The following is a 23,912-nucleotide window of genomic DNA, read 5'->3' on the forward strand; positions in this document are numbered from 1 at the left end:
GGTCATACGTCTTGCGTCTCGCGTTGTGCGTGTTGCGCAATAAGCACGTCGCACGGGCGCCGTCATCGCGACAGCCCGTGTTGTCCGAACCATCTACCAGTGTCCTGTGTGAGAGCACGCCCCCAGCGCATAGACGAGAACGACATACCTGCCGGTTCCCATAGAAACCACCCAGGCGCTCTCGACAGACCAATGTGAGAGGGGTCACCCTGTCATTCATCCACGCGGGGAGGCATGGATGGGCAGGAGCCGCAGAACACTTCCGGAGGAGCTACTGCTGCTCGCTCTGGACCCGACCACGGGTACCACAGCGCAGCCGCAGTCGCTCGACCTCGGCCTGGCCGGAGCTCAGCTAGTAGAGCTGGCTCTGGCAGGACGGATAGCCCCAGACGGGGATCGTATCGCCGTGGTGATGCCACGGCCGACCGGAGATCCGACTTTGGACTCCGCGCTGGAACTGCTGCGCAGACGCGGCAGCCCGGTTCGGGCTGTCCACTGGATTGGCGGGCCCCGACTGGGGTTGCGCCAGATTTACCTCTCGCATCTGGAGCGGTGCGGCATGGTGCATGCCGTGGCGGGCCAGATGTGCGGAGTTCTGCCGACGACTCGCTACCAGGCGACGGACACGGCAATCAGCCGGGACATCAGGGCCCGGCTGGACAGTGCGATCCGCACCGGCGTACCGCCGGACCCGCGGACCGCGGCGCTCGCCGCGCTGGCCCACGCGGTCGGACTCGGCAAGCACCTCTACCCCGGGAACGAAGGGCGTTCCTCGAGGTCCCGTCTGCGGGATCTCATCAGGCACGACCCCATGGGCGGACTCGTGGCGCACGCCGTGATGGACGTTCAGAACGGTGCGGCCGCTCAGCCCCGCCGTAATCCCGCCGCACCGGCAGGCAGCCGACAGCCGACGGCGGCCGTGTCGATGCAACCACGCCGCGGAGGCATGGCCCGCGTCGCCGCGCACTGACGCAGCAGCACGAACAGCACCAACCGCACCACGCGTTTCAGGAACAACCGCACAAGACCGCCGCACCGACGTCCCCATGGCCCGGTTCGGGAGCCGCACAGGACGCGCGGGGCAGCCACTGCGCTGCCCCGCGCGTTCGCGTATGCGTCCTGTGTAGCCATTTGGCAGCGCAGCCACGACCATTGGTGGCAATCTGCTGAGCAATAGATACGCTCAGCTACGCAGCCGGAGGTGCAGTTTCCGTGGCGTCCAACGTCAACCCCACCGTCAGGCGACGCCGATTGGGCCAGGAGCTGCGGCGGCTCCGCGAACTCAAGGGCATGACGGCCGAAGAGGTGGCGGAGCGCCTTCTCGTCTCCCAGTCGAAGATCAGCCGTCTCGAGAACGGCCGCCGCTCGATCAGTCAGCGCGACGTCCGCGACCTGTGCGGGGTGTACGAGGTCGAGGACCACCGGATAGTCGACTCGTTGATGCAGATGGCCAAGGACTCCCGCCAGCAGGGCTGGTGGCACGCCTTCGGAGACATTCCGTACAGCGTCTACATCGGCCTGGAGACCGACGCGGCCAGCCTGCGGGTGTACGAACCGCAGGTCGTCCCCGGTCTGTTGCAGACCCGGCAGTACGCCGAGGCGCTGATCGCCGGCGCACTGCCCGAGAGCGGCACCACCGACGTCGAGAAACGGGTCAGCGTCCGCGTGCGCCGCCAGGAGCGGCTCAACGACGCCGAGCACCCGCTGCGGCTGTGGGTGGTGATCGACGAGGCCGCGCTGCGCCGTCTCGTCGGCGACAAGCAGCTGATGCGCGAGCAGTTGGAGCATCTGGTGGAGCTGTCCCAGCTGCCGCATGTCACCGTGCAGGTGCTGCCCTTCGAGATGGGCGCCCACCCGGGCATCAACGGCCAGTACGCGATCCTGGAGTTCCCGGACACCTCCGACTCGAGCGTCGTCTACATCGAGGGCGTGACGAGCGACCTGTATCTGGAGAAGGCCAACGATGTGCAGAAGTACAGCGTCATGTACGAGCATCTGCGCGCCCAAGCCCTGAACGTCGATCACACGAGGCAGTTCATCGCGGACATCGCCAAGGACTACGCGCGCTGATACACCCGCTGAAAGGTCTCTGCGGCGAGGGGGACGGCACGGTACACCCCCGCCACCGCGGGCGGAAGGGTCGGATGGAATATGCCATCCGGTCGAGTGAACGCCTGCCTCGCGCACCCATCGCGGCGAGTAGCGTCGATCACGCCAGCGAGAACGTTGGCGCAAATCACACCACTTGCCGAAGCGGAGCGAACATGGCAATCATTCAGGGCGCCACGGATACCTGGACGAAGTCCTCGTACTCCACGGGAAACGGCGCATGCGTAGAAGTCAAGTCCCCCGTCGTACAGGCCATTGCCGTCCGGGACTCCAAGGTCCCCGCGGGCCCGTCGATCACCTTCGTCCCCGAGTCGTGGACCGCGTTCGTGAACGAAGTGGGGCACGGCGCGTTCAATCTCGGCTGAGCACGACACCGAGGAGCGCGCCGGGGAACCCCGCGAACCGACGCAGCACGGAGCACCACCAGCACCATTAGACAGAGCCCTCTCGACTGGTCCGCCGTCCCGGCCGAGGGGGCTCAGCCATGCCCCCAGGGCCATCCCCACCCGCTTCCGTCTCGCGCTTCGGCTCAGCGCAGTTGATCGACGTAGCGGTCGGTGCCGGGGACCGTCGGGATGAAGGGAGCAACCAGCTCCACCCGCCCGAGCCCCGATTCGACGACCGCTGCGTCGAGCCCGGCGAAGGCAGACTCCCAATGCTCCCTCGGGTCCTCCTCGAGGAACCACAGCAGCGTCAGCCTGGTGTCTACGCCCTCCACCTGCTTCACATAGGTCATCCGGTCGCCCGGCAGCGGAGTCGGCCGGAAGACCGTCACCATCGCCGCGCAGGAGCCGGCCAGCCGCTTCGGCAGATGCTTCGTACGCAGCCACTCCAGCAGCTCGGCCCGCTGCTCGGGCCCGTCGGCGTCGATCACCTCCACCACCAGGCCCGCGTACGGATGATCCAGCGCGTGGTAGTCGCGCGGTCCGGCCGCGCCGTCCCGGTAGACGGTCGTCTCGTGGTCCTGGAAGGCCGTGAAGACATGCGTACGGTCCTGGTAGACGCGCCCGTCCCGGTTGAGCCGCTTGTTGATGCCGACGGTCCACTTCATGTGGTCGCCGTAGCGGCCCTCGGTGATCCAGTACGTGGAGATGTAGCAGCCCGTGGTGACGGGCTGGGCCACCGCCGACTTCTCGGGGTAGCGCAGCAGTTGGAGCTCCTTGGTGGCGACCCAGCGCCGACCGGCGTACATCCAGGGCATCGCCATCGCGCCCGCGTAGTAGTGGTCGTCCTCGTACCAGCGGTTGTACGCGTGCTCATGGCCGAGATGCGGTTCGACCATGGTGATCAGGGCGTGGCCGGGGTGCACCCCGTACGGTCCGACGCCCGCCAGCTGCGCGTACACCTCGCTGCGGGTGTCCTCTTTGCGCGTGTCCTTGCCGCGCATGTCCTCGCTCACGATGTCCGCTCCCCTTCCTTCCGTCGGCGCAGGGACCTACTCTGACGCTCCGTCAGAAGAACCGCCATAGCCGGGAGGCCGCGGATGCTGCTCAAGGGGAAGACAGTGATCGTCTCCGGCGTCGGGGCCGGACTCGGCCATCGGATTGCGGCCACCGTCGTACGGGACGGGGGCAACGCGGTCCTCGGCGCGCGTACCGAGGGGAATCTCGCCAAGTCGGCCGGAGAGATCGACCCCGACGGCTCGCGCAGCGGGTACCTGGCCACAGACATCACCGACGAGGCGCAGTGCGACGCGCTGGCCGCGCTCGCGATCGAGCGGTTCGGCCGGATCGACGCGGTCGTCCATGTCGCCGCCTGGGACAGCTATTTCGGCGGCCTGGCGGACGCGGACTTCGAGACCTGGCAGGGGGTCATCGATGTGAATCTGCTGGGGACGCTGCGGATGACGCGTGCCTGCCTGCCTGCGCTGAAGGTGCGGGGAGGCTCGGTCGTCATCATCGGTACGCAGTCGGCGGTGGCCGCGCCCTCACAGGTGTGGCAGGCGGCGTACGCGGCATCCAAGGGCGCGCTGACCTCGGCGATGTACTCGCTGGCGCGCGAGCTGGGCCCGGACCGGATCCGGGTGAACACCGTGCTGCCGGGCTGGATGTGGGGGCCGCCCGTCCAGGCGTACGTCCAGTTCACCGCGCACACCGAGGGCGTACCGGAGAACGAGGTGCTCGGGCGGCTCACCGAGCGGATGGCGCTGCCCGAACTGGCCACGGACGGAGATGTCGCGGAGGCCGCGGCCTTCCTCGCCTCCGACCGGGCCCGGGCGATCACGGGTCAGTCGCTGCTGGTCAACGCCGGCGAACTGATGCGGTAGTAACGCCAGTTGTCCTCACCCTTTCCCAGCCGCACGGGACCCGCATCCCGTGCGGTCCTTCTTTGTCCGCGGAGCCTGACGAAGTGCCTGCTCATCGTGTGGCCGCCGTCACGTTCACGACAACGTCCAGGAAGGTCAAGAACAAGCAAAATCGTTCTGCTTTCTGATCTGCGTTCACATTTATGACCGCACATCCTCTTGACCCGCCACCCGGCCAGGCGGTTCAATCCCCGAAGTCCCCACTCCCGCACGGGGGCGCCGCTGATCGGACGTACTGACGAAGAGCTTTGACGTTCACAAGGCGGACCCAAGGAGGGGGCACATGAACAGTCTCGACTGGACCGTGCTCATCAGTTACTTCGGTGTGATGGTCGCGATCGGACTCTGGTCGCACAAGCGCGTCGACAACGTCAGCGACTTCTTCACCGCCGGCGGCAAGATGCCGTGGTGGCTGTCGGGCATCTCGCACCACATGTCCGGCTACAGCGCGGTGATGTTCACCGGCTACGCGGCCATCGCGTACACCTACGGCGTCACCTCGTACGTCACCTGGTCCTTCCCCATCGCGATCGGCATCGCCATCGGCTCGCGGGTGTTCGCGCCCCGGCTCAACCGGGTGCGCTCACGGCTGCATGTGGCCTCGCCGCTCGAATACCTCAAGAACCGCTACAACCTGCCCACCCAGCAGGCGCTCGCCTGGTCCGGCGTACTGCTGAAGATCGTCGACGTCGGCGCCAAGTGGGCCGCCATCGCCACACTGCTCTCCGTCTTCACCGGTGTCTCCCTCAATACGGGCATCCTGATCACCGGAGCGGTCACCGCCGTGTACTGCACCGTCGGCGGCCTGTGGGCGGACGCCCTCACCGAACTCGGCCAGTTCATCATCCAGTTCATCGCCGGCATCGCGATGCTCGTCGCGGTCATGGCCGAACTGGGCGGTTTCGGCTCCCTGTGGAACGTCTGGGACGAGCCGCAGCTCAAGGGCCACGCGGAGCCGCTGGCCGGCCCGTACATGATGGTCTTCCTGATCGCGTACCTCTTCATCAAGACCTTTGAGTACAACGGCGGCATGTGGAACCAGGCGCAGCGCTACATGGCCACCGACTCCGCGAAGTCGGCGGAGCGGTCCGGCCGGCTGTCCGCCGTGCTGTGGCTCATCTGGCCGCTGGTGCTGTTCTTCCCGATGTGGGTGGCGCCGCTGATCATCGACACGAAGGTGCCGGCCGACTCGTACGCGCTGATGGCCGAACAGCTGTTGCCGCACGGTCTGCTGGGCCTGGTCATCGTGGGCTTCTTCTCCCACACCATGGCCATGTGCTCCTCCGACGCGAACGCGATCGCGGCGGTCGTCACCCGCGACATCATGCCCGCCGTGTCCCACAAGGTCCGCGAGTGGGACACCCGCGCGGGGCTGCTGGCCGCCCGCTGGGCCACGCTGCTCTTCCTCGGTCTCTCGATGGCCATCGCGACCCAGGTCAACTCGGACTTCTTCGGTGACATCATCACGGTCGTCATCAAGTGGGTGGCGGGGCTCATGGGTCCGATCGCGATTCCGCTGATGCTGGGCATGCTGCCCTGGTTCCGCAAGAGCGGACCTACGGCGGCGCTGGTCAGCTGGGGACTCGGCCTGATCACCTTCTGGCTGGTCAACTACCCGATCAGCTGGAGCGTCGACGGCGGCGTACCGCTGCAGTACCAGGTCTCCATCCCGCTGGCGGTCTCACTCGTCCTCTACATCCTGATCGGCCTCGTCAAGCCGGAGGACACCCCCGAGCGCGACGACCTCATCGCCCGGATCAACTCGGACGGAGACGGCCCGGGCCCGGCGTTCGCCGCGGCGACCGTGCCGGCGCCGGCCCAGCCCGCCGAGGCGAAGGTCCTCGGCCGCGAGGGCGCGGACGGCTGACGCTCTCGCGCTTCGCTGCGGACGAGGGCCCGGCTCCCGAGGAGGGGGGCCGGGCCCTCGTACGTACATCAGCTGCGCGGGTAGCGCGACAGCCAGCCGGGCGCGGTGACCGTCGGGCCGTGCAGGGCCGGGCCCTGGGTCATCTCCATCGCGAAGTCGTCGGCCAGCTCGAGGATCGTGGGGCGGCCCTCCAGCTCGCAGAGCCAGGCGGGCGGCAGCGCCGTTTCGCCGTGCAGCGCGCCCAGCAGCGAGCCGGTGACGGCGCCGGTGGTCTGAGAGGGGCCGTCGTGGTTGACGGCGAGACGCAGGCCGTGCCGGATGTCCTCGCCGACGAGAGCGGAGTAGACAGCGATGGCAAGGGCGTCCTCGGCGTTGTGGCCCTCGCCGAGCGAGGCGATCCTGGCGGGGCTCGGAATGCCCTGGCGTACGGCGCCGAGCGCGTGCTTGAGGGCGTCCGTGACGGGCTGGTGGCCGGGGCGCGCGGCCAGCTGGGCGAGGGCGCGCTGCACCGAGCCGTCGAGGGTCTCGCCGCGGGCCAGACCGTGCACGATGACGGCGAGCGCGCCGGCCGAGAGATACGCGGTGGGGTGGCCGTGCGTCTGCGCCGCGCACTCCACGGCCAGCTGGCACACCAGCTGCGGCTCCCAGCCGACGAGCAGCCCGAACGGCGCGGAGCGCACCAGCGCGCCCGCGTCGCGCGCGGCGGGGTTCTTGGGTGCTTCGAGGGTGCCCATGGTCTCGTCGCCGAGCCCGATGAGGCAGACCTTGGCGGGGTCGCGGCGGGTGTAGAGCCATTCCTCGCGGGCGAGCCAGCCATTGTCCTTGCGGCGCTCGTCGGGGCCCCAGTCGCGCTGGGTGGCGGCCCATCTCAGATAGGCGCGGTGCACATCGGTGGGCGGGTGCCAGGCGCCGGTGTCCCGGCGGACCTGCGCGCGGATCAGCCCGTCGACGGTGAACAGGGTCAGCTGGGTGGCGGCGGTGACGGCCCCGCGGCGGCCGTGGGCGGGCACGAGGTCGCCGAGGCCGTCCGGGCCGTGGGCGGCGCGGATCTCCTCCACGGTGAGGGCGGCGACCCCGGCGCCGAGCGCGTCGCCGATGGCACCGCCGAGCAGGGCGCCGCGCACCCGGGCGCGGAAGTCCTGCTGCTCGGCACGGCCCCAGACGGCTGTGGCTGTTGCGCTCACCGCGCGTCCCTCCCTGGACGTCGAACGTATGCCTGGCGCAGCACTGTAATCGAACGGGAATGGGGGGTTCGGGGGCGCGAGGGGTGACCGGGGCCGCCCGGTGGCCGGTTTGTCCTCAATCGCCGGACGGGCTGGAATTCGCGCCCCGGGCCCTGGTCAGGCGGCGCGCGCCCTGGCACGAAGGGTGACCCGGGACCACCCGGCACCCGTTCACCCTCTGCCGGACAGGCCGGAATTCGCGCCCCGGGCCGCGGTCAGGCGGCACACACCCCGGCACAAAGAATGACCCAGGACCACCCCGCGCCCGATTGCCCTCAAACGCCGGACAGGCCGGAAATCGCACCCCGGACCCTGGTCAGGCGGCGCAGCCGCGGCTCCAGTTCTGTCGGGTCCGCGCCCGGGCATGCGAGCAGCTCGGTCAGGTCGTCCGCCGCGTCCGCCACTGCGGTCCAGATGGGCGTCTCGGCGAGGAGGCCGGCGAGCAGAGTGTCGGCGCGGGGCCAGTCCCCCTGCGCACAGGCGACGACCAGCAGCTCAGGATCGGCGGCACGCCACAGCTCAGCAGCCTCCGCCAGCCCCTCCGTACGACTCACAGTGAGCGCCGGCTGGAGCGAGGTGGCGTCCACGGCGAGCAGCCTCTCGGCCGCCTCCCTCGCCAGGTCGAAGCGGCCGGTCCTGCGGTGGGCGCGGGTGAGCAGGGCGAGGTGGTTCACGTCGTCCCGGTCGTCCACGGTGGCCTCCCCCAGGGCTGTCAGCGCCTCCTCCGGGCGGTCGAGGTACAGATAAACCCTCGCCCGTGCGCGGTGCACCGCCGGGTCGTCGTCGCCGAGCTCCAGCCAGCGCTCGAGGTCCGCGAGCGCGGGCAGCAGACGGCCGGTCACCATGCGCACCGACGCCCGGCGTGCGTGCGCCCAGAGGTAATTCGGGTCGAGCGCGATCGCCCGGTCCAGCTCGGCCAGCGCCTCCTCGTACCGTTCCAGGTCCTGGAGGACCGCACCCCACTCGGCGGCGATCCATGCCTTGTCCGGCTGGAGCTCCGCCGCGCGCGCCAAGGCCGCCAGCGCCTCGTCGAGCCGGCCGAGGCTGCGCAGCGCCTGGCCGCGGCTGCCGATGGTCCAGCCGTCGTCGGGGCGGATCCCGTCCGCCCGGTCGTAGTCCGCGATCGCCTGCTCGTGTCGCCCGGCCCGGCGGTGGGCCTCGCCCCGCAGGGTGAGTTGGACCGCGTTGTCCGGGTCGAGGGCCACCGCTTCGTCGAGGTCGGCGAGTTCGCCGTCGGAGTCCCCGAGCGCCCGCCGCAGCCAGGCCCGTTCCAACAGCGCCAAGGGCGCTTGGGGGTCCAGCGCCACGGCGCGGTCCAGGTCCGCCCGTGCCTCCTCGTACCGGTGCAGCTGTCCGTACACCCGGCCGCGGGCGAAATACCCGTAGGCGTACTCCGGATCGTGCGCGAGCGCCCGGTCGTAGTCGGCGAGCGCGTCCTCCTGCCGCCCGGCTTCCCGGTGCGCGTACCCCCGCTGCGCCAGCGCCCAAGCCTTCGAGTCCGCCACCTCCACGATCCGGTCGAGATCGGCGAACTCCCTCACCGAATCACCCCGTTCGCGATGGATCTCGGCCCGCCGCAGCAGTGCCCACAGATAGTCCGGCTTCAGTTCCAGTGCTTCGTCCAGGTCCGCCAGCGCCTCCTCGCCGCGTCCCAGCGCGTGCTTCGCCATGGCCCTGCTGCCCAGTGCCCACGTGTACGCCGGGTCGAGCGCGAACGCCCGGTCGAACTCGGCGATCGCCTCCTCGTACCGCCCTTCGTGCCGCAGGACCTCCCCGTGTTCGCCAACGATCCACGGATTGCCCGGGTCGAGCTCCCGGGCCCGGCCGACATCCGCCAGGGCGCCGTCACTGTCACCGAGTGCGCGCCGGATCTGGGACCTGCGCACCAGCGACCAGACATGGCCGGGCCTGGCATCCAGCACCCGGCTCAGATCCGCCAGCGCCTCTTCGCTGCGTCCCAGCAGGTGCTTGGTCTGGGCCCGGCCGGAGAGCGACCAGGTGTCGACGGGGTCGAGTTCGAGGGCCCGCTCGAACTCGGCGAGGGATTCCTCGTACCGTCCCGTCAGGCGGTACGTCTCCCCCAGCCCGTAGTACGCCCGTTGGCAGCTCTCGTCCCGGCTGATCGCCTGCCGGTAGTCGAGCAGTGCCTGTTCGTACTGACCGGCATTGCGGTGGTCCCGGCCGCGGACCACCAGCGCCGCCACGCGCGTCTCGTCGTCCGGCTCCGGCCGGGCGAGGATCAGGTCCAGCACCCCGGCGCCCCGGCGCTGTTCGTCCTCCAGGGCCGCCAGGCAGTCCGTGCCCAGCGCGCGCAGCAGCCCGCTGTCGCCGTCGGCGCCCGCGTCCGCGACGGCCCGCGCCCAGCGCCTGGCCGCCACCGTGCCCGCGTCGCAGGCGTCGATCCCGTCCCGCAGCACCGCGGGCAGCGCCGTCCGCGGCCGCGCGCACAGAAGGTGGTATTTCTCCTCAAGACGTAACTCACGCCAGGCGTCCTGCCCCCACAGCTCGTTCGCGCCCAGGCCGTCGCCGGCCTCCGCCCGCCAGCGGGCGAACGCCTCCGCCAGCCGCGTGTGCCCGGCCCGCCAGCGCTCCGGCGAGGTGTTGCGCCGCAGCCGCAGCATCGGCTGCCGTACGACATCGTGGTACTGGGCCCGGCCGCCCCGGTCGCTGACGAACGGCAGCCCACGCAGCCACCCGAACAGCCCGGCCGCGTCGTCCCCTTCGACGGCCGCCCGGAAGACGTCCTCGTTCAGCCGGCGCGGCAGTGCCCCGTCGAGGGCGGCGGCGCGGCGGACCGGGTCCTGCTCCCACTTCAGGAAGCGCTCGACGGCGGTGGCGCTGGGGTCGTCCACCGCGCCCGGGTTCTCGGCGAGGGTGGAGACGAGTACGGGCAGCCGGCCGGAGAGCCTGAGCACGTCCCGTACCACCTCCTCGTCCACCACGCCCTTGGCGGCGAGGAGCTGGCGGGCCTCCGGCTCGGTGAAGGGTGCGAGCGGGAGGTCGGTGACGAAGTCGACGTAGTCGGCCCAGCAGTTGGGGTCGAGCGGCCGCTGCCCGGAGAGGGTGACGACGACATGGGCGGGCAGCGAGCCGTACTGCCCGGTGGTGATCAGATCGCGCAGCCAGGTGTCGAGGAAGGGCCCGGTGCGTTCGTACGTGTCGAAGAAGAGCGTGATCCAGGGGACGCTCGCCCCGACCCGGTTCAGCTCGGCGACCAGGACCGGAGTGAGGGCCCGGACGGGGTTGAGGACCAGCTGTACGTCCTCCTGCTTGCCGAAACGGGTGGTGAGGACGGCCCTTACGTGATCGGCACCGCGGGCGACCTGCGCCGGGTCCACGGCTCCGGCGAGCGCGCCGACGCCCGGCACCATGCCAAGTCCGATCAGAGAGGCCTGGGCCGCGGCCATGCTGCCCGCGGAGGGCTGCTGCGGCTGCGGCTGTCCGTCCGCCGCCGCGTTGGTCAGGATCTCCGCCTCGTACCGGCGCTGGCGGTAGGTCGCCAGCTGCCGGTCAAGGGCCTTGAGCGCCTGCCCCTGCTCGGCGAACTGGGCGCTGATCGCCTCCATCGCCTCCGGCACGCTGTTCACGGACTCGTCGAGGACGGCGGTGAGCGCCTGGCGCCGGCGCGCGGTCTGCACCAGTTCGCGCACGAGGGAGGTCTTGCCGACACCCGCGTTGCCGTGGATATGGAAGATGAAGCGGTGCCGCGGGTCCTCGGGGGGCACGTCGAAGTTCTCACGGAAGGCGGCGAGTTCATCGCGCCGTCCCACGAATCCCGCGCGCCTGCGGATGTTGATCAGTTCCTGCATCGACAGTCTCGCGGCACCGGCACTCATGGGGTCAGTCTGGCAGCAGCGGCAGCAGCTCGGGCAGATGTCCGTCGGACGCGGCGGCGGCACGCACCCGCTCCTGGGGGACCTCGCCGTACAGAGTCGTACGCGGCCTGGCCGGCCTGCCTGCCGCCTCCGCGATGGCGATCAGGTCCTGTACGGAGCGGTACGAGCCGTAACTGGACCCCGCCATCCGGGAGATGGTCTCCTCCATCAGCGTGCCGCCGAGATCGTTGGCCCCGGAGCGGAGCATCTCGGCCGCGCCCTCCGCCCCCAGCTTCACCCAGCTGGTCTGGATGTTGGTGATGTGGGGGTGGAGGAGGACGCGGGCCATGGCGGTGACGGCGCGGTTGTCCCGCGTGGTCGGCCCCGGCCGCGCGATCCCCGCCAGATACACAGGCGCGTTCGTATGAATGAAGGGCAGCGTCACGAACTCCGTGAAGCCTTGCCGCCCAGAATCCAGTGCGGCCTGCTGGATCCCGGCGAGCGTGCGGAGGTGGCCGAGCCAGTGCCGGGGCTGGTCCACATGCCCGTACATCATCGTCGAGGACGACCGGAGGCCCAGCTCGTGCGCGGTCTTGACGACCTCGATCCAGGTCGCGGTGGGCAGCTTGCCCTTGGTGAGGATCCAGCGGACCTCGTCGTCGAGGATCTCGGCGGCGGTCCCGGGGATGGAATCGAGTCCGGCCTCCTTTGCGGCAGTCAGCCACTCACGGATCGAAAGGCCGGTCCGCGACGCGCCGTTGACGACCTCCATCGGCGAGAACGCGTGCACATGCATGCCCGGCACGCGCTCCTTCACTGCGCGGGCGATGTCGAAGTACGCCGTGCCCGGCAGGTCGGGATGGATGCCGCCCTGCATACACACCTCGACCGCGCCGACGTCCCACGCCTGCGCGGCCCGGTCGGCGACCTGGTCGAGGGAGAGGGTGTACGCGTCGGCGTCCGTACGCCGCTGCGCGAACGCGCAGAAACGGCAGCCGGTGTAGCAGACGTTGGTGAAGTTGATGTTGCGCGTGACAATGTACGTGACGTCGTCGCCGACCGTGTCGCGGCGCAGCTCGTCCGCGATCCGCGTGAGCGCGTCGAGCGCGGGGCCGTCCGCGTGCAGCAGGGCCAGGGCCTCGTCGTCCGTCAGCCTGGTCGGATCGTCGGCGGCCTGCTTGAGCGCGGCTTTCACATCGGTGTCGATACGGGAGGGCACCATGCCGGGCACGGCGGCCTCGCGCAGCGCGTCCCAGTCGCCGTACACGTCGTCGAAGTCGTCGCGGCGGTCGGAGGTACGGCCTTCGGTGTCGATGGTCCGGTGAAGGTCCGTCCTGCCCGAGGCGGTGAAACCTTCGTCCGGCTCCTGCCAGGGATGGCCCTCGACGACGGCGTCCTCGCGGGCCAGCCCGGTCTCTTCGTCGACGAGCGCGCGGACGTGGGGAAGCAGCCGGGGATCGAGCCAGGGCTCGCCGCGCTGCACGAACTCCGGGTACACGCAAAGCCGTTCGCTCAGCTCAAAACCGGCCTTTGCCGACTCCTCGGCGAGCTGCTCGATCTGCGGCCAGGGCCGCTCCGGATTCACATGGTCGATGGTGACGGGCGAAACCCCGCCCCAGTCGTCGATGCCGGCGCCGATGAGCCGCGCATACTCGCCCGCCACCAGGTTCGGCGGCGCCTGCAGACACGCGGACGGCCCCATGATGTGGCGCGCGACGGCGACGGTGGCGACGAGCTCGTCCAGCTCGGCGTCCGGCATACCGCGCATCGCCGTGTCCGGCTTGGCGCGGAAGTTCTGCATGATGAGTTCCTGGATGCCGTGGTAGGCACGGGAGATGCGGCGCAGCGCGAACAGCGAATCCGCCCGCTCCTCGTACGTCTCGCCGATCCCGATCAGCAGCCCGCTGGTGAACGGCACGGAACTGCGCCCGGCGTCCTCCAGCACGCGCAGCCGCACGGCCGGCTCCTTGTCCACAGACCCGTAGTGCGGCCCGCCGGGCTCGCTCCACAGCCGGGTCGCCGTGGTCTCCAGCATCATGCCCATGGACGGCGCGACCGGCTTGAGCCGCTGGAAGTCGGTCCAGGTCATGACCCCCGGGTTGAGGTGCGGGAGCAGCCCGGTCTCCTCCAGGATGCGGATCGCCATGGCCCGTACGTACGCGATGGTGTCGTCGTAGCCCTCGGCCTCGAGCCACTCACGCGCCTCGGGCCAGCGGTCCTCGGGCTTGTCGCCGAGCGTGATCAGCGCTTCCTTGCAGCCCAGTGCGGCACCGCGCCGGGCGATGTCGAGGACCTCGTCCGGCGACATGAACGCCCCCAGACTCCGTCCGGGAGGTGCCCCCTCCGTAGCCCGTGCCCGGCGCAGCTTGCCGGGCACGGTGGCGAAGGTGCAGTAGTGGCACTTGTCGCGGCAGAGTCTGGTCAGCGGAATGAACACGCTCTTCGAGTACGTGATGACCCCGGGCCGCCCCGCGGCCTGCAGCCCGGCATCCCGCACGCGCGCGGCGGACGCGGCGAGATCCTTGAGGTCCTCCCCGCGCGCCTGCAGCAGCACGGCCGCCTCGGCGGTGTCGAGGGCGACGCCGTCCCTGGCCCGCTTGAGGGCGCGGCGCATGGCGTTCTCGGTGGGCCGTCCAGGTCGTCCGGGCTGGTGATCCGTCATGGATCGAGCATACGAGCGGAGGCTCCGGGCCCATCACGCCTGGGCGACGATTGCAGTCGCAGCGGTGATCTGCAGCATGAGCTGGGTGAGGACGAGCGATTTCCGCGAGCGCCTCGCCCAGTCGGCCGAGGAGGTCACGACCATCGCCGCGACTCCGGCTGCGGCACTCCCCCAGAACGCGTACCACGCCACGCCGGCCAGGATGTTGTAGCCGACGACGCACTCTTCGCGGTAGCTGATACAGCGCGCGAACCGTTCAGACATCAGGACGGACAGCCACGCGACAACCGCGGTCGGGAAGAGCGTCAGCAGCCCGATACGGGCCCGACGGCGCCATCGCCGATCAGTGTCCTGGCCGTGGAGGGGTGGAGCATCATTCATGCCTCCAGTTCGCCACAGGCAGCCCCGCCCGAGATCCGTTCATCAACTCATTCACGTACTCGCCTCGCTTCACGGCATCAGTCGGCGAAGTCCTTGAGCTTCTCTGTCTCCAGCGTGATCCCGACCGGGTCGGGGAGCTCGACGACGGCACCGAAGGGGCGGGTGGTGATGCTGCGGTAGGAACCGCCCTCGGGCTCGGCATGGACGGTAACCGAGCAGGTGTCGCGGTCGATGAGGAGGTAGACGGGGATACCTGCCTCCGCGTAGCCGCCGGGCTTCTCGACGCGGTCACGCCGGTCGGTGTCCGCATCGCGCGAGGTGACCTCGACGGTCATCAGGACGCCGTCGGGCGCCGCCCACTCGCCCTGCGGCACGAAGTGGTCGATGAGCGCGAGAGCCCCGTCCGGACGGGCCCGCCCCCCGCGAGACTCCTCGACCTTCAGACCCTGCTCGGGGTAGAGGCGATGATCGGGGCGGTGCTGCATGCACAGTTCGAGGAGCCACATCATGATGGCTCCGTGGACACCGTCCGGCACCGACTTGACCTGGACCTTTCCCTGGACGAACTCCAGCCGCACCAACTCTGGCGAACGACGGGCGAGTTCCTCGTACTCGTCGATGGACATCTGAGGCCGCATGCTCATGCGCGACTCCTCGGGGGCAGCCCGGCGGCGATGCGTGCGGCGTCGGCGTGCGCGGCCACGTCCGCCGGGCGGGGGCCGGGGAGGAAGGTGGCCGGGATGTCCTCCTCGTCCTCGCTGCGGCAGGCCTCGCACATGCCGTTGATCAGCGGCTCGTCCTCCTCGGTCGTGTCGCAGAACATGCAGACCATGACACTGCGCAGTACGGTCTCGGGCTCGCGGGCGGGCTTGGGCGGCATCTTGTCCTCCAGTCGTCGTTTCGCGATCCCCGCCGGGTTGTGGACCAGGACGGGCAGTCCGGCGGTGAGCGCGTGGATCAGGTGCTTCACGCTCGCGCCGTACTCCAGCCAGGACGCGGCGAGGGGTTCCAGCCGCTCGCAGTCGGCGGCGGAGAGGGTCATCCGGGAGTCGGTACGGCCGAGGGCAGCGAGGGTTCGGTAAGCCGTGGTGCGCTCCGGTGCGGGCTCGGCGGCGGCCGGCTCGTCGTCCGGGGCATCGTCCGGAGCGTCGAGCATCACGCCTCTTACGCTCTGGCAGAACTCCTGCCACCAGGCGGCACTGCGCGCGGTACGCGACCAGTACGTACGCGTCACCCAGCGCACCCCGTCGTCGCGGACTACCTGCTCCTTGATCCGGCGCAGATGGCCTGCGTTCGTAAGTGCCTTGAGCGCGCTGCGGATAGCCGCCTGCCCATAGTCGGCGATGTGTTTGGCAAGGGTCTTGTGGTCCATCGCCGCGCCCTCGGCGAGGCGGTCGATGAAGGCGGCGACGGCCGCTTCCCGCTTGGGCAGATGTGCGAAGTCGCCGCTGTGGCGCGGGGACTGATCGGGCGCGGGGCGCTTGCCGTAGCCCGGGCTGGCCATGGGGTGTGCGGGCGTGGGCAGGGCGCAGTTAGAGTTGATGTAAGCCACGAGATCGTCCTGTTCGATCTTGGAGGTCAGACCCCGGCTGGTGCTGGTAACACCGGTCGGGGTTGTTTATTGCTGCGATCGCTAGAGGCATATGACAGCGCGTGGCAACTTGAACACCGAAAGTCAACCCTTGTGGGCATGGCGCGAGTTGGGTGGGTGGGTGGGATCAATCCACCAACCATTCCTTGCAAAGAGAGCTCGGGACTCGAAGCCTCCATGGCAACACAGGCAAGATCGCCGCGAGTGTGAAGAACCTTCGGGACTTCAAGACCGCGTTCAACAACGTCGGCCAGGGCATGAAGCAGCTGGACTCCAGCCACTGGAAGGGCGAGGCGGCCGAGGCGTTCCGCGACAAGTTCTCCACGCTGCCCACCGACTGGCTGCATGCGTCGGACGCCTTCGAGGATGCGGCGAAGGCGCTGGAGACGTACTCAAAGACGGTCACGTGGGCGCAGGGTCAGGCGAAGGAGGCGATCGCCCTCTACAAGAAGGGCAAGGAGTCCTCGGAGAACGCGGTCGACTCGTACAACAAGAAGGTCGACGCCTACAACGCTGCGCGCAACGGCTCCGATCCGTTGCCAAAGACGGACCCCTTCTCCGACCCGGGCAAGGGCGAGCGGGATCGCGCGCAGGAGATCCTGACCGAGGCCCGGCGGCAGCGCAACGAGGCGGCGGACACCGCGAAGAAGGCGGTAGCGGCGGCGCTGGCGCACGCTCCGAAGGAGCCGACTGGGCTGGATCGGGCGAAGTTCGACCTGGCCGACTACGGCGTCGCGCAGGGTGTCGAGATGACGCACGTCGCGGCCGGCGTGGTCAAGGGCACGGCCGGACTCGTCAACTTCGTCCGCAGCGTGAACCCGATCGACGGCTACAACCTCACGCACCCGGCCGAGTACTGGAAGGGTGTGAACACGACCCTGGCCGGGCTGGCCACGACGGTGGCCCACCCCGACCGGGCACTCAAGGGCGCGTGGGACTCAAGAGTGACCCCGGCGAGTTCGGAGGCCGCCTGCTCCCCGAATTGCTCGGTACGAAGGGCGCGGGAGTCGTCCGCGGCGGCATCCGCGCCGGTGCGAAGGGCCTCGGCGACGCCCCGAAGGGCAAGGGCCGCGGTGGCCACGATGACGATCCCGACGGTACCGGGCGCAAGTGCACCGAGCGGACGTGTGAGAAGGACCCGGTCGATGTCGCGACTGGCCGGATGGTCCTGCCGCAGACGGACATCGCACTGCCGGGTTCGCTTCCGCTCGTGTTCCAGCGCACTTTCGAGTCGTCGTACCGCGCGGGCGGCTGGTTCGGCCCGACCTGGGCGAGCACGGTCGACCAGCGCCTGGAGATCGACTCCGAGGGTGTGGTGTTCGTCTGCGACGACGGCAGCCTGCTCGCGTATCCGCATCCGGCGCCCGGTGTTCCCGTCATGCCCACGCACGGCCGCCGCTGGCCGCTCGACCGCGACACCGACTGGGACTACACGGTCACCGACCCCGACACCGGCCGCGTCTGGCACTTCGCCACGCCGAGTTGGCGCTGCTCGTACAGATCGATGACCGCAACGGCCGCTGGATCACCTTCGAGTACGACGAGGCCGGGGCACCGACGTCGATCGTGCACCACGGCGGCTACCACCTGAAGCTCGCCACCAGCGAGGGCCGCATAGCCGCCCTGCAGCTGGCGGGAGCGGCCCCGGACGGCACCGACCAGGAGATCCTCCGCTACGGCTACACCGGAGGCCACCTCACCGAGGTCACCAACTCCTCCGGCCGCCCAATGGGCTTCGGCTATGACGAGCACGGCCGCATCACGTCCTGGACCGACACCAACGGCAGCCATTTCGACTACGTCTACGACGACCGCGACCGTTGTACGTTCCGATCCGGTGCGAACGGGCACCTCGAATCCCGTTTCACCTGGGACGACACTGACCGGGAAAGCGGCCTGCGCATCACCTCGGTCACTGACGGGCTTGGCCACACCAACCGCTACCTCATCAACGAACGGGTCCAGGTCGTAGCCGAGATCGACGCGACGGGGGCCGTCACCCGCTTCGAGCGCGACCGCTACAACCGGGTGCTGTCGGCGACCGATCCGCTCGGGCACGTCAGCCGCTACACGTACGACGAGCGGGGTCGACCGACCGAGATCATCCGCCCCGACGGTCGAGAGCTGTACGCGGATTACAACGAGCTTGGACTACCGGTACGCGTTACCAGCGCGGACGGGACGGTCGCCCGCCAGACGTGTGACGAACGCGGCAACCGCACGTCGGTCACCGATGCGTCGGGTGCAACGACGCGGTTCTCGTACGACGAGGCGGGACACCTCACATCGGTGACGGACGCGCTGGGCCACACCACCCGAGTGCGCTCCGACAGGTCGGGACTCCCCATCGAGATCACCGATCCATTGGGGGCGACGACGCGGTACGAGCGGGACGCCTTCGGCCGCCCGCTCACCATCACCGACGCCCTCGGTGCTGTATCACGCCTGGAATGGACCGTAGAGGGCAAGGTCGCCCATCACGTCGAGCCGGACGGCAGCGAGCAGTCCTGGGTCTATGACGGCGAAGGCAACTGCCTCTCCCACACCGATGCCATGGGCGGGGTCTCCACCTTCGAGTACGCGGACTTCGACCTGCTGGTGGCGCGTACTGGGCCGGACGGTGTGCGGTACGAGTTCAGCCACGACACCAATCTCAAGCTGACCCAGGTCACCAATCCTCAGGGGCTGGCCTGGAACTACGAGTACGACGCGGCCGGCCGACTCATATCCGAGACCGACTTCGACGACGTCGGGCAGTGTACTCGCTGGCCTGGTCCTCCAGGTGCCCGAGACAGAATCTAGAGCCGGGTTCGAACCATGGCTGAATACCCACGAACGGCGTGGCGGCCTCCGTGCACTCAAACCGGAGAATTTCACCTCCCCGCCGACAGACGCTCGCTGGGTGAGCAACGACGGAACCTACTTGGTTTGCGCCCATGAGGCGCTTGCCACACGAGGGGGAGGCGTAATTCGACTAGGGGTCACCCCTTCGCTTTCCCTCGCATTCGTCGACCAAATTTACTCTGGATGGATTCTGCAAGATCCTGTTGACTACCTGGTTCAAGAGTGGGAGTACCCTCCCCTCGATGCTGCACCAGATTCTCTGCGCGATCTACTAAAGGACTATCTAGCCCTCATCGTAGAACCCAAGATTGACAGGATGCAGGATGGTGATCCTGAGCTTCGTGAGGAACTAGAGAATCTCATCGAGCATTGTTCCTCTCACCCTGACGATCCCAGAAGAGACGTTCTCCGGGACCAAGTCATCGACCTCCGCGATAACTGGTACGAGGACGCCGTTTAGCAGCCTCCAACCTTTGGAGGGTGATTGGTGGCCTCGCTCGTCTATTTTCGCAGGGTTGCCGAATCTGATGACGCCGAGGCGGCCGCCGGGGCGCAGGACACGGGCTGCCGTCGACACAGCCGACGACGTGCAGTCGGCCCGTCGCTACGACTGTCCGTGTAGGGCAGTTGTTCGGCATCGCCCGTGACGAACACGGCCCGTTTCGCAACCCCCGCGGCCTGCGCCGCTCCTTGGGCGAGGGCAGTGTTGGCGGCGGAGTAGTCGACGCCGTCCACCCGTACCCCGCAGATGTCGGCGAGCAGGATTGCAGTGGTGCCGCGGCCAGAGGCGACATCCAGGACGCGAGACTGCGACCCCCGCGGCTGGGCGAGGGTCGCGACAGCGGTTACTCCTTGCCGGCCGAGCGGGCGCCCTGACGGCGTGCCCGGTGCGCACGTTTGGTCGACGTGCTCTCGTCGATTTGCTCGATTGTGTCGTAGTTGCGCCAGCCGGTGAGGCGTCCTTCGGGGTTGTACCTGGCTGACAGTCCGGGGGGATCCATGTGATTTCCGTGTTCCCGGACCAGGTTCTGGGGCAGCATGACCACTGCTGTGATGCCGCGGGGGGATGACCTGCGGAGCTGGACGCGGATGCCATGGCGGCCGGAGAGCTGGCCGACGACGAACACACCCATGCGCCGCGCCACCGAGACGTCGACAACTGGCGGGTTCAGGAGCCTCTCGTTGGCCTCCTCCAGGTCCTTTGTGGTCATGCCGATGCCGCTGTCCTGGATTTCGACCTTCGCGCCGCCGCCGGACAGCAGCTGGCTCGTGACGCGCACCTCGGTGTCCGGCGAGGAGAACGTGGCCGCGTTCTCCAGCAGCTCCGCGACGAGGTGAACGATGTCGTTCACTGCCCGGCCGTCGACGTCCGCGGTTACCAATCCGCGTAGCTGCACACGCTGGTACTGCTCGACCTCACTGGTGGCGGCCCGGAGGACATCCACGAGCCGGACTGGGGCGCTCCAGCGGCGGCCCGCCTCCTCGCCCGCGAGGACGAGTAGGTTCTCCCCATTGCGGCGCATGCGGGTGGCCAGGTGGTCGAGCTTGAAGAGGCTGGCGAGCAGGTCGGGGTCCTGCTCGCCGTTCTCCAGATGGTCGATCAGCTCCAGCTGCCGTTCCACGAGGTACTGGCTGCGCTGCGAGAGGTTGACGAACATCGCGTTGATGCGGCCTCGCAGTTGCGCTTGCTCGAACGTCAGCCGTACGGAGTCGCGATGGACTTCGTCGAACGCCTGGGCGACACGGCCGATCTCGTCGACCGAGTTGATGCCCGCGGGCTCGACCTTGATGGCCTCCAGTTGTGTGTCGCTGGAGCCCCGCAACAGCCGGACCACCTCGGGCAGGCGGCGTTCCGTGATATCGAGCGCGGAGGCGTGCAGGGTGTGCAGCGGGCCGACAATCGATTGCATGACGACGTGCGTCACACCGAACGTGAGCAGGAGGATCAACAGCACGACCAGCGAGGCGATGAACACTGAGCGCTCGGCCTGGTGCTGCTCGCGCGAGCTCTCGTCTTCGACCGATCCGACGAGCCGCTTCTCGACCAGACGCATCAGCTCGAGCTTGCTCGTCATGGTGTCGAACCACTCGTCGGCGTCGAGGCGGAGGCGGCTGGTGCCCTGCCGGGCGAGCACCTGTTTCTGGAGCACCTCAGTCTTGTTGACGTCCCTTCCGGTGACGGTGCGCTCGTAGAACTGACGCTGGGCCGGCGGCGCAGCGGACCGGAACTCGCCGATCAACGCCTGTTGCTGCCGGCCGGCGAGGGTCAGGCCCTGGGCTTCCTTCGAATCGAAGTGTCCCTGGGTCAGCACCCCGCCGAGCAGCGCGCGTTGCCGGGAGGCTGCCTCCGTGGCCTGTGCGAAGGTCTCGAGCTCACCGGCCCTCACGGCAAGGGTCTGGTGGGCGATGTCCGGCGTGAGAAGGTCAAGGGCGTCGGTGAGCTCGGCGATCAACGCCGTGTGTGCGTTGACCACGGGCAGCAAGCGCATTTTCGAGTGGGCTACCGTGTGGCGCAGTGACGCCACCTTCCCGCCAAAGGCGTTGAGCACCGCGAGCCGGGTGGCCAGGACGGGGTTCGTCCCGCGGTGGACATGGGCGGCCTCGGCACGGACCCGGGCGAGCGCCGCGTCGACCTGGGAGCGCTGAGTGTCCAGCTGGCTCGTGTCGCCCGTACGCCCGGCCGCAACGTAGAGCGCGGTGAGATCGCGTTCGTCCTCAAGCTCCTCCAACAGCCCCGTGCCCTTGTCGACGGTACGAACGAGCTGGCGGACGTTGTTGACGTCCTGTGCGTTCTGCACGGCCGAGCCGATCCGCAGACCGCCGAGTACGAGCGTGGTGATGATCGGGATGAGCACCACAGCCACCAGCTGGGTACGCACACTCCAGTTACTCGGGGCGAACTCCGCCTGGTTGCTGCCCCTGTACGGGCGACGCCCTCCACCTGCACGCGCGGGGCCCGGATCGGTATTGCCCGGCTCGGTACTGCCGTTGTCGGAACCGTTGCCTCTCGCCTGGGGCGTCTGCACCGGTTCCGTGCCGTGGCGATGCACCGCGGGTTGTGTTTGCACTTGCCCTCGCACCTTCTTCCCGCCATTGAACGTGCGCGATTCAGGGGCGCGTGCACGCATCGCGGACGCTCCACTCATCGCGCGAGTGCGCTTGTCGTGACGTCGCTGAACGAGGCCATGGCCTCGTGAGTCCCCTGGCAGGTGCCTGGGGCAGCGAATTACGCGTCGGTCTCGGAGCTGTTCAAGATCGCAACCACTTCGTCGGCGGTGTCGGGAGCCACCCCCGTGCTGGCCCACCGGCCGGACACCACGTTCATGACGCCGCCCCTGTGCCTGGCCACTCGCTCCTCCGCCCGCTCGCCGCGGTGACGGTCGCGAGGGCGGACAGGATGAGCACGGTCGACGCCGCGCCGGGGTCCTCGTGACCGATGGTGCGGGCGCCGAGATAGCTCGCGCGGCCCTTCCGGGCCTGCATGCCCACGGTCTGCTTCAGGCCCCGCACGGCGGCGTTGAATGCCGCGCGGGTGGCGTTGCTCAGGTCGCCGCCGGTGTCGATGACGGCCTGGTAGGCGGTCACGGCCGGGCTGAGGGCGTCGATCATCGTTTTGTCGCCCTCGAGTGCCGCGCCGATCCGCTGGATGCCTGTGAGGGCAGCCGTCAAGGCCGCCCCAAGTTGTGCCGCAGACACATCGGGTTCCTCGCCCAGGGTCCGCGCGGCCTGCCGGAACCCGGTGCCGTACAGCGGTCCCGAGGCGCCGCCGGTCTTGCTGATCAGTGCCCGGCCGACGGTGGCGAGCACCGCACCGGGGGTGGACGGGTTGGTTTCATCCAGCATTGCCACCGCCGCTTGCAGGCCACGGCGCATGTTGATGCCGTGGTCGGCGTCGCCGACAGCGGAGTCGAGGCGGGTCAGATGATCGGTGTTGTCGACCACCAGTCGGGCCGCCTCCTGGATCCAGGCCCGGAACATGCTCGCGTCCATTGTCGTCCTTCTCCCTCGTGGTGTCCGTCGCGGTGTCCGAGGCCGTTCAGCGTCCCCAGCGCAGCGCGGGGGTCTCGACGGGGGCATCCCACAGATAGGTGAGCTGCGGCGTGAGCCGGCACACCGTGATCGTGCAACCGGCCATGTCCAGGCTGGTGATGTAGTTGCCGACCAGGTTGCGGGTGATCCACACGCCATGGTCGGCGAGCCACTCGGCAACCGCGGCATACACCACGTACAGCTCAAGAAGCGGGGTGCCACCCAGGCCGTTGACCATCACGAGCACTTCGCCCGAGAGCGGCATGTCGGCGTGGATGGCGTCCAACGCGACACCGACGATCTCCTTGGCGGAGACGAGCCTGCCGCGGGCGCGACCGGGCTCGCCGTGGATGCCGACGCCCAACTCGATCTCGTCCTCGCCCAGCTCGAAACCGGGCTTGCCCGCCGCGGGCACCGTGCACGGCGTGAGCGCCACCCCGAACGAACGGGACCGGTCGTTGACCTCCCGGCCCCAAGCCGCAGCCGAGGCCAGGTCCGCGCCAAGCTCGGCAGCCGCACCGACGATCTTCTCCACGAACACGGTCGCCCCGGTACCCCGTCGGCCGGCCGTCCACGTACTGTTCTCCACGGCGACATCGTCATTGACCACGACGCCCTCCACCTGCACGCCGTCGTCGGCGGCCAAGTCGGCGGCCATCTGGAAGTTCAGCACGTCGCCGGTGTAGTTCTTCACGATGTGCAGCACCCCCGCCCCGCCGTCAACGGCCCGCGTGGCGGCGAGGATCTGGTCCGGCACGGGAGAGGTGAACACCTCACCAGGACAGGCCGCATCCAGCATCCCGTAGCCGACGAACCCGCCGTGCAGCGGCTCGTGCCCGGACCCGCCACCTGACACCAGGCCGACCTTCCCAGCGGTTGGCCCGCCCGCGCGGATGATGTAGCGGTCGGACGTGTTGACCATCAGTGAGGGGTGCGCGGCGGCCACGCCGACGAGAGCATCGGCAAGCACCTCGTCGGGCGAGTTGATGAGCTTCTTCACGGTTCAGGCCCCTTCTCGACTGGATAAGGACGTCGGCAGAAATCCATCACGTGGCATAGATCAGTGGGTTTCGTCAGGGCGTCACC

The 23,912-nt window shown here is 69.0% G+C and carries 17 protein-coding genes and 1 pseudogene; 7 read left to right on the top strand and 11 right to left on the bottom strand.

Annotation, left to right across the window (positions count from 1 at the left end; all coding sequences use genetic code 11):
* Nucleotides 1–238 precede the first annotated feature (238 nt).
* The 3 genes from ACH492_RS15700 to ACH492_RS15710 all read left to right on the top strand — a co-directional run bounded on the left by ACH492_RS15700 (nt 239) and on the right by ACH492_RS15710 (nt 2,474).
* The gene (locus ACH492_RS15700; protein ID WP_398986751.1) at nt 239–970 is read left to right on the top strand and encodes a GPP34 family phosphoprotein; all 732 of its coding nucleotides are present in this window, start codon (nt 239–241) and stop codon (nt 968–970) included.
* Between the two features lie 242 nt (nt 971–1,212).
* A complete protein-coding gene (locus ACH492_RS15705; RefSeq protein ID WP_398986753.1) occupies nt 1,213–2,070 on the top strand; it encodes a helix-turn-helix domain-containing protein in 858 nt (285 codons plus the stop codon).
* A gap of 194 nt (nt 2,071–2,264) precedes the next feature.
* Nucleotides 2,265–2,474, top strand: a complete 210-nt coding sequence (locus ACH492_RS15710; protein WP_398986755.1) for a DUF397 domain-containing protein — start codon at nt 2,265–2,267, stop codon at nt 2,472–2,474.
* Between the two features lie 164 nt (nt 2,475–2,638).
* On the opposite strand, the gene ACH492_RS15715 is transcribed toward ACH492_RS15710, so the two are convergent.
* A complete protein-coding gene (locus ACH492_RS15715) occupies nt 2,639–3,496 on the bottom strand; it encodes a hypothetical protein (protein WP_398987342.1) in 858 nt (285 codons plus the stop codon).
* Between the two features lie 96 nt (nt 3,497–3,592).
* On the opposite strand from ACH492_RS15715, the gene ACH492_RS15720 reads away from it, so the two are divergent.
* The gene (locus ACH492_RS15720) at nt 3,593–4,375 is read left to right on the top strand and encodes an SDR family oxidoreductase (protein WP_398986757.1); all 783 of its coding nucleotides are present in this window, start codon (nt 3,593–3,595) and stop codon (nt 4,373–4,375) included.
* A 322-nt stretch (nt 4,376–4,697) separates the two neighbouring features.
* Nucleotides 4,698–6,281, top strand: coding sequence for a sodium:solute symporter family protein (locus ACH492_RS15725; protein WP_398986759.1), 1,584 nt, complete (start codon nt 4,698–4,700; stop codon nt 6,279–6,281).
* Between the two features lie 68 nt (nt 6,282–6,349).
* On the opposite strand, the gene ACH492_RS15730 is transcribed toward ACH492_RS15725, so the two are convergent.
* The 6 genes from ACH492_RS15730 to ACH492_RS15755 all read right to left on the bottom strand — a co-directional run bounded on the left by ACH492_RS15730 (nt 6,350) and on the right by ACH492_RS15755 (nt 15,914).
* On the bottom strand, nt 6,350–7,465 hold the full coding sequence (locus ACH492_RS15730; RefSeq protein ID WP_398986761.1) for an ADP-ribosylglycohydrolase family protein: 1,116 nt from the start codon (nt 7,463–7,465) through the stop codon (nt 6,350–6,352).
* Between the two features lie 314 nt (nt 7,466–7,779).
* Nucleotides 7,780–11,340: a tetratricopeptide repeat protein gene (locus ACH492_RS15735; protein WP_398986763.1), complete on the bottom strand. Its 3,561-nt coding sequence runs from the start codon at nt 11,338–11,340 to the stop codon at nt 7,780–7,782.
* 4 nt (nt 11,341–11,344) lie between these two features.
* Nucleotides 11,345–13,981, bottom strand: a complete 2,637-nt coding sequence (locus tag ACH492_RS15740) for a bifunctional FO biosynthesis protein CofGH (protein WP_398986765.1) — start codon at nt 13,979–13,981, stop codon at nt 11,345–11,347.
* 33 nt (nt 13,982–14,014) lie between these two features.
* Nucleotides 14,015–14,362: a hypothetical protein gene (locus ACH492_RS15745; RefSeq protein ID WP_398986767.1), complete on the bottom strand. Its 348-nt coding sequence runs from the start codon at nt 14,360–14,362 to the stop codon at nt 14,015–14,017.
* Between the two features lie 77 nt (nt 14,363–14,439).
* Entirely contained in the window at nt 14,440–15,006 is a 567-nt protein-coding gene (locus tag ACH492_RS15750) for a Uma2 family endonuclease (RefSeq protein WP_398986769.1), read from the bottom strand.
* Complete coding sequence (locus ACH492_RS15755; RefSeq protein ID WP_398986771.1) at nt 15,003–15,914, bottom strand: hypothetical protein; 912 nt, start codon at nt 15,912–15,914, stop codon at nt 15,003–15,005. The genes ACH492_RS15750 and ACH492_RS15755 overlap by 4 nt, the downstream gene beginning before the upstream one ends.
* A 143-nt stretch (nt 15,915–16,057) precedes the next feature.
* Here ACH492_RS15755 and ACH492_RS15760 point away from each other — a divergent pair.
* Nucleotides 16,058–18,698: pseudogene (locus ACH492_RS15760) on the top strand (putative T7SS-secreted protein); the annotation flags it as partial.
* Nucleotides 18,699–18,855: 157 nt separating this feature from the next.
* A complete protein-coding gene (locus tag ACH492_RS15765) occupies nt 18,856–19,257 on the top strand; it encodes a hypothetical protein (RefSeq protein WP_398986773.1) in 402 nt (133 codons plus the stop codon).
* Nucleotides 19,258–19,298: 41 nt separating this feature from the next.
* Here ACH492_RS15765 and ACH492_RS15770 read toward each other — a convergent pair whose 3' ends face one another.
* From ACH492_RS15770 to dhaK, 4 genes are all read right to left on the bottom strand, one after another.
* The gene (locus ACH492_RS15770; protein ID WP_398987344.1) at nt 19,299–19,745 is read right to left on the bottom strand and encodes a class I SAM-dependent methyltransferase; all 447 of its coding nucleotides are present in this window, start codon (nt 19,743–19,745) and stop codon (nt 19,299–19,301) included.
* A complete protein-coding gene (locus ACH492_RS15775) occupies nt 19,643–21,676 on the bottom strand; it encodes a nitrate- and nitrite sensing domain-containing protein (protein WP_398986775.1) in 2,034 nt (677 codons plus the stop codon). The genes ACH492_RS15770 and ACH492_RS15775 overlap by 103 nt, the downstream gene beginning before the upstream one ends.
* 442 nt (nt 21,677–22,118) lie before the next feature.
* The gene (dhaL, locus tag ACH492_RS15780; protein ID WP_398986777.1) at nt 22,119–22,787 is read right to left on the bottom strand and encodes a dihydroxyacetone kinase subunit DhaL; all 669 of its coding nucleotides are present in this window, start codon (nt 22,785–22,787) and stop codon (nt 22,119–22,121) included.
* Between the two features lie 46 nt (nt 22,788–22,833).
* Nucleotides 22,834–23,826 (bottom strand): dihydroxyacetone kinase subunit DhaK, encoded by a 993-nt coding sequence (gene dhaK, locus ACH492_RS15785; RefSeq protein WP_398986779.1) that lies wholly within the window; start codon nt 23,824–23,826, stop codon nt 22,834–22,836.
* Nucleotides 23,827–23,912: the final 86 nt, after the last annotated feature.

It is taken from the genome of Streptomyces sp. NPDC019443 (genome assembly GCF_044389785.1).
In the GTDB taxonomy this organism is placed as follows: domain Bacteria; phylum Actinomycetota; class Actinomycetes; order Streptomycetales; family Streptomycetaceae; genus Streptomyces.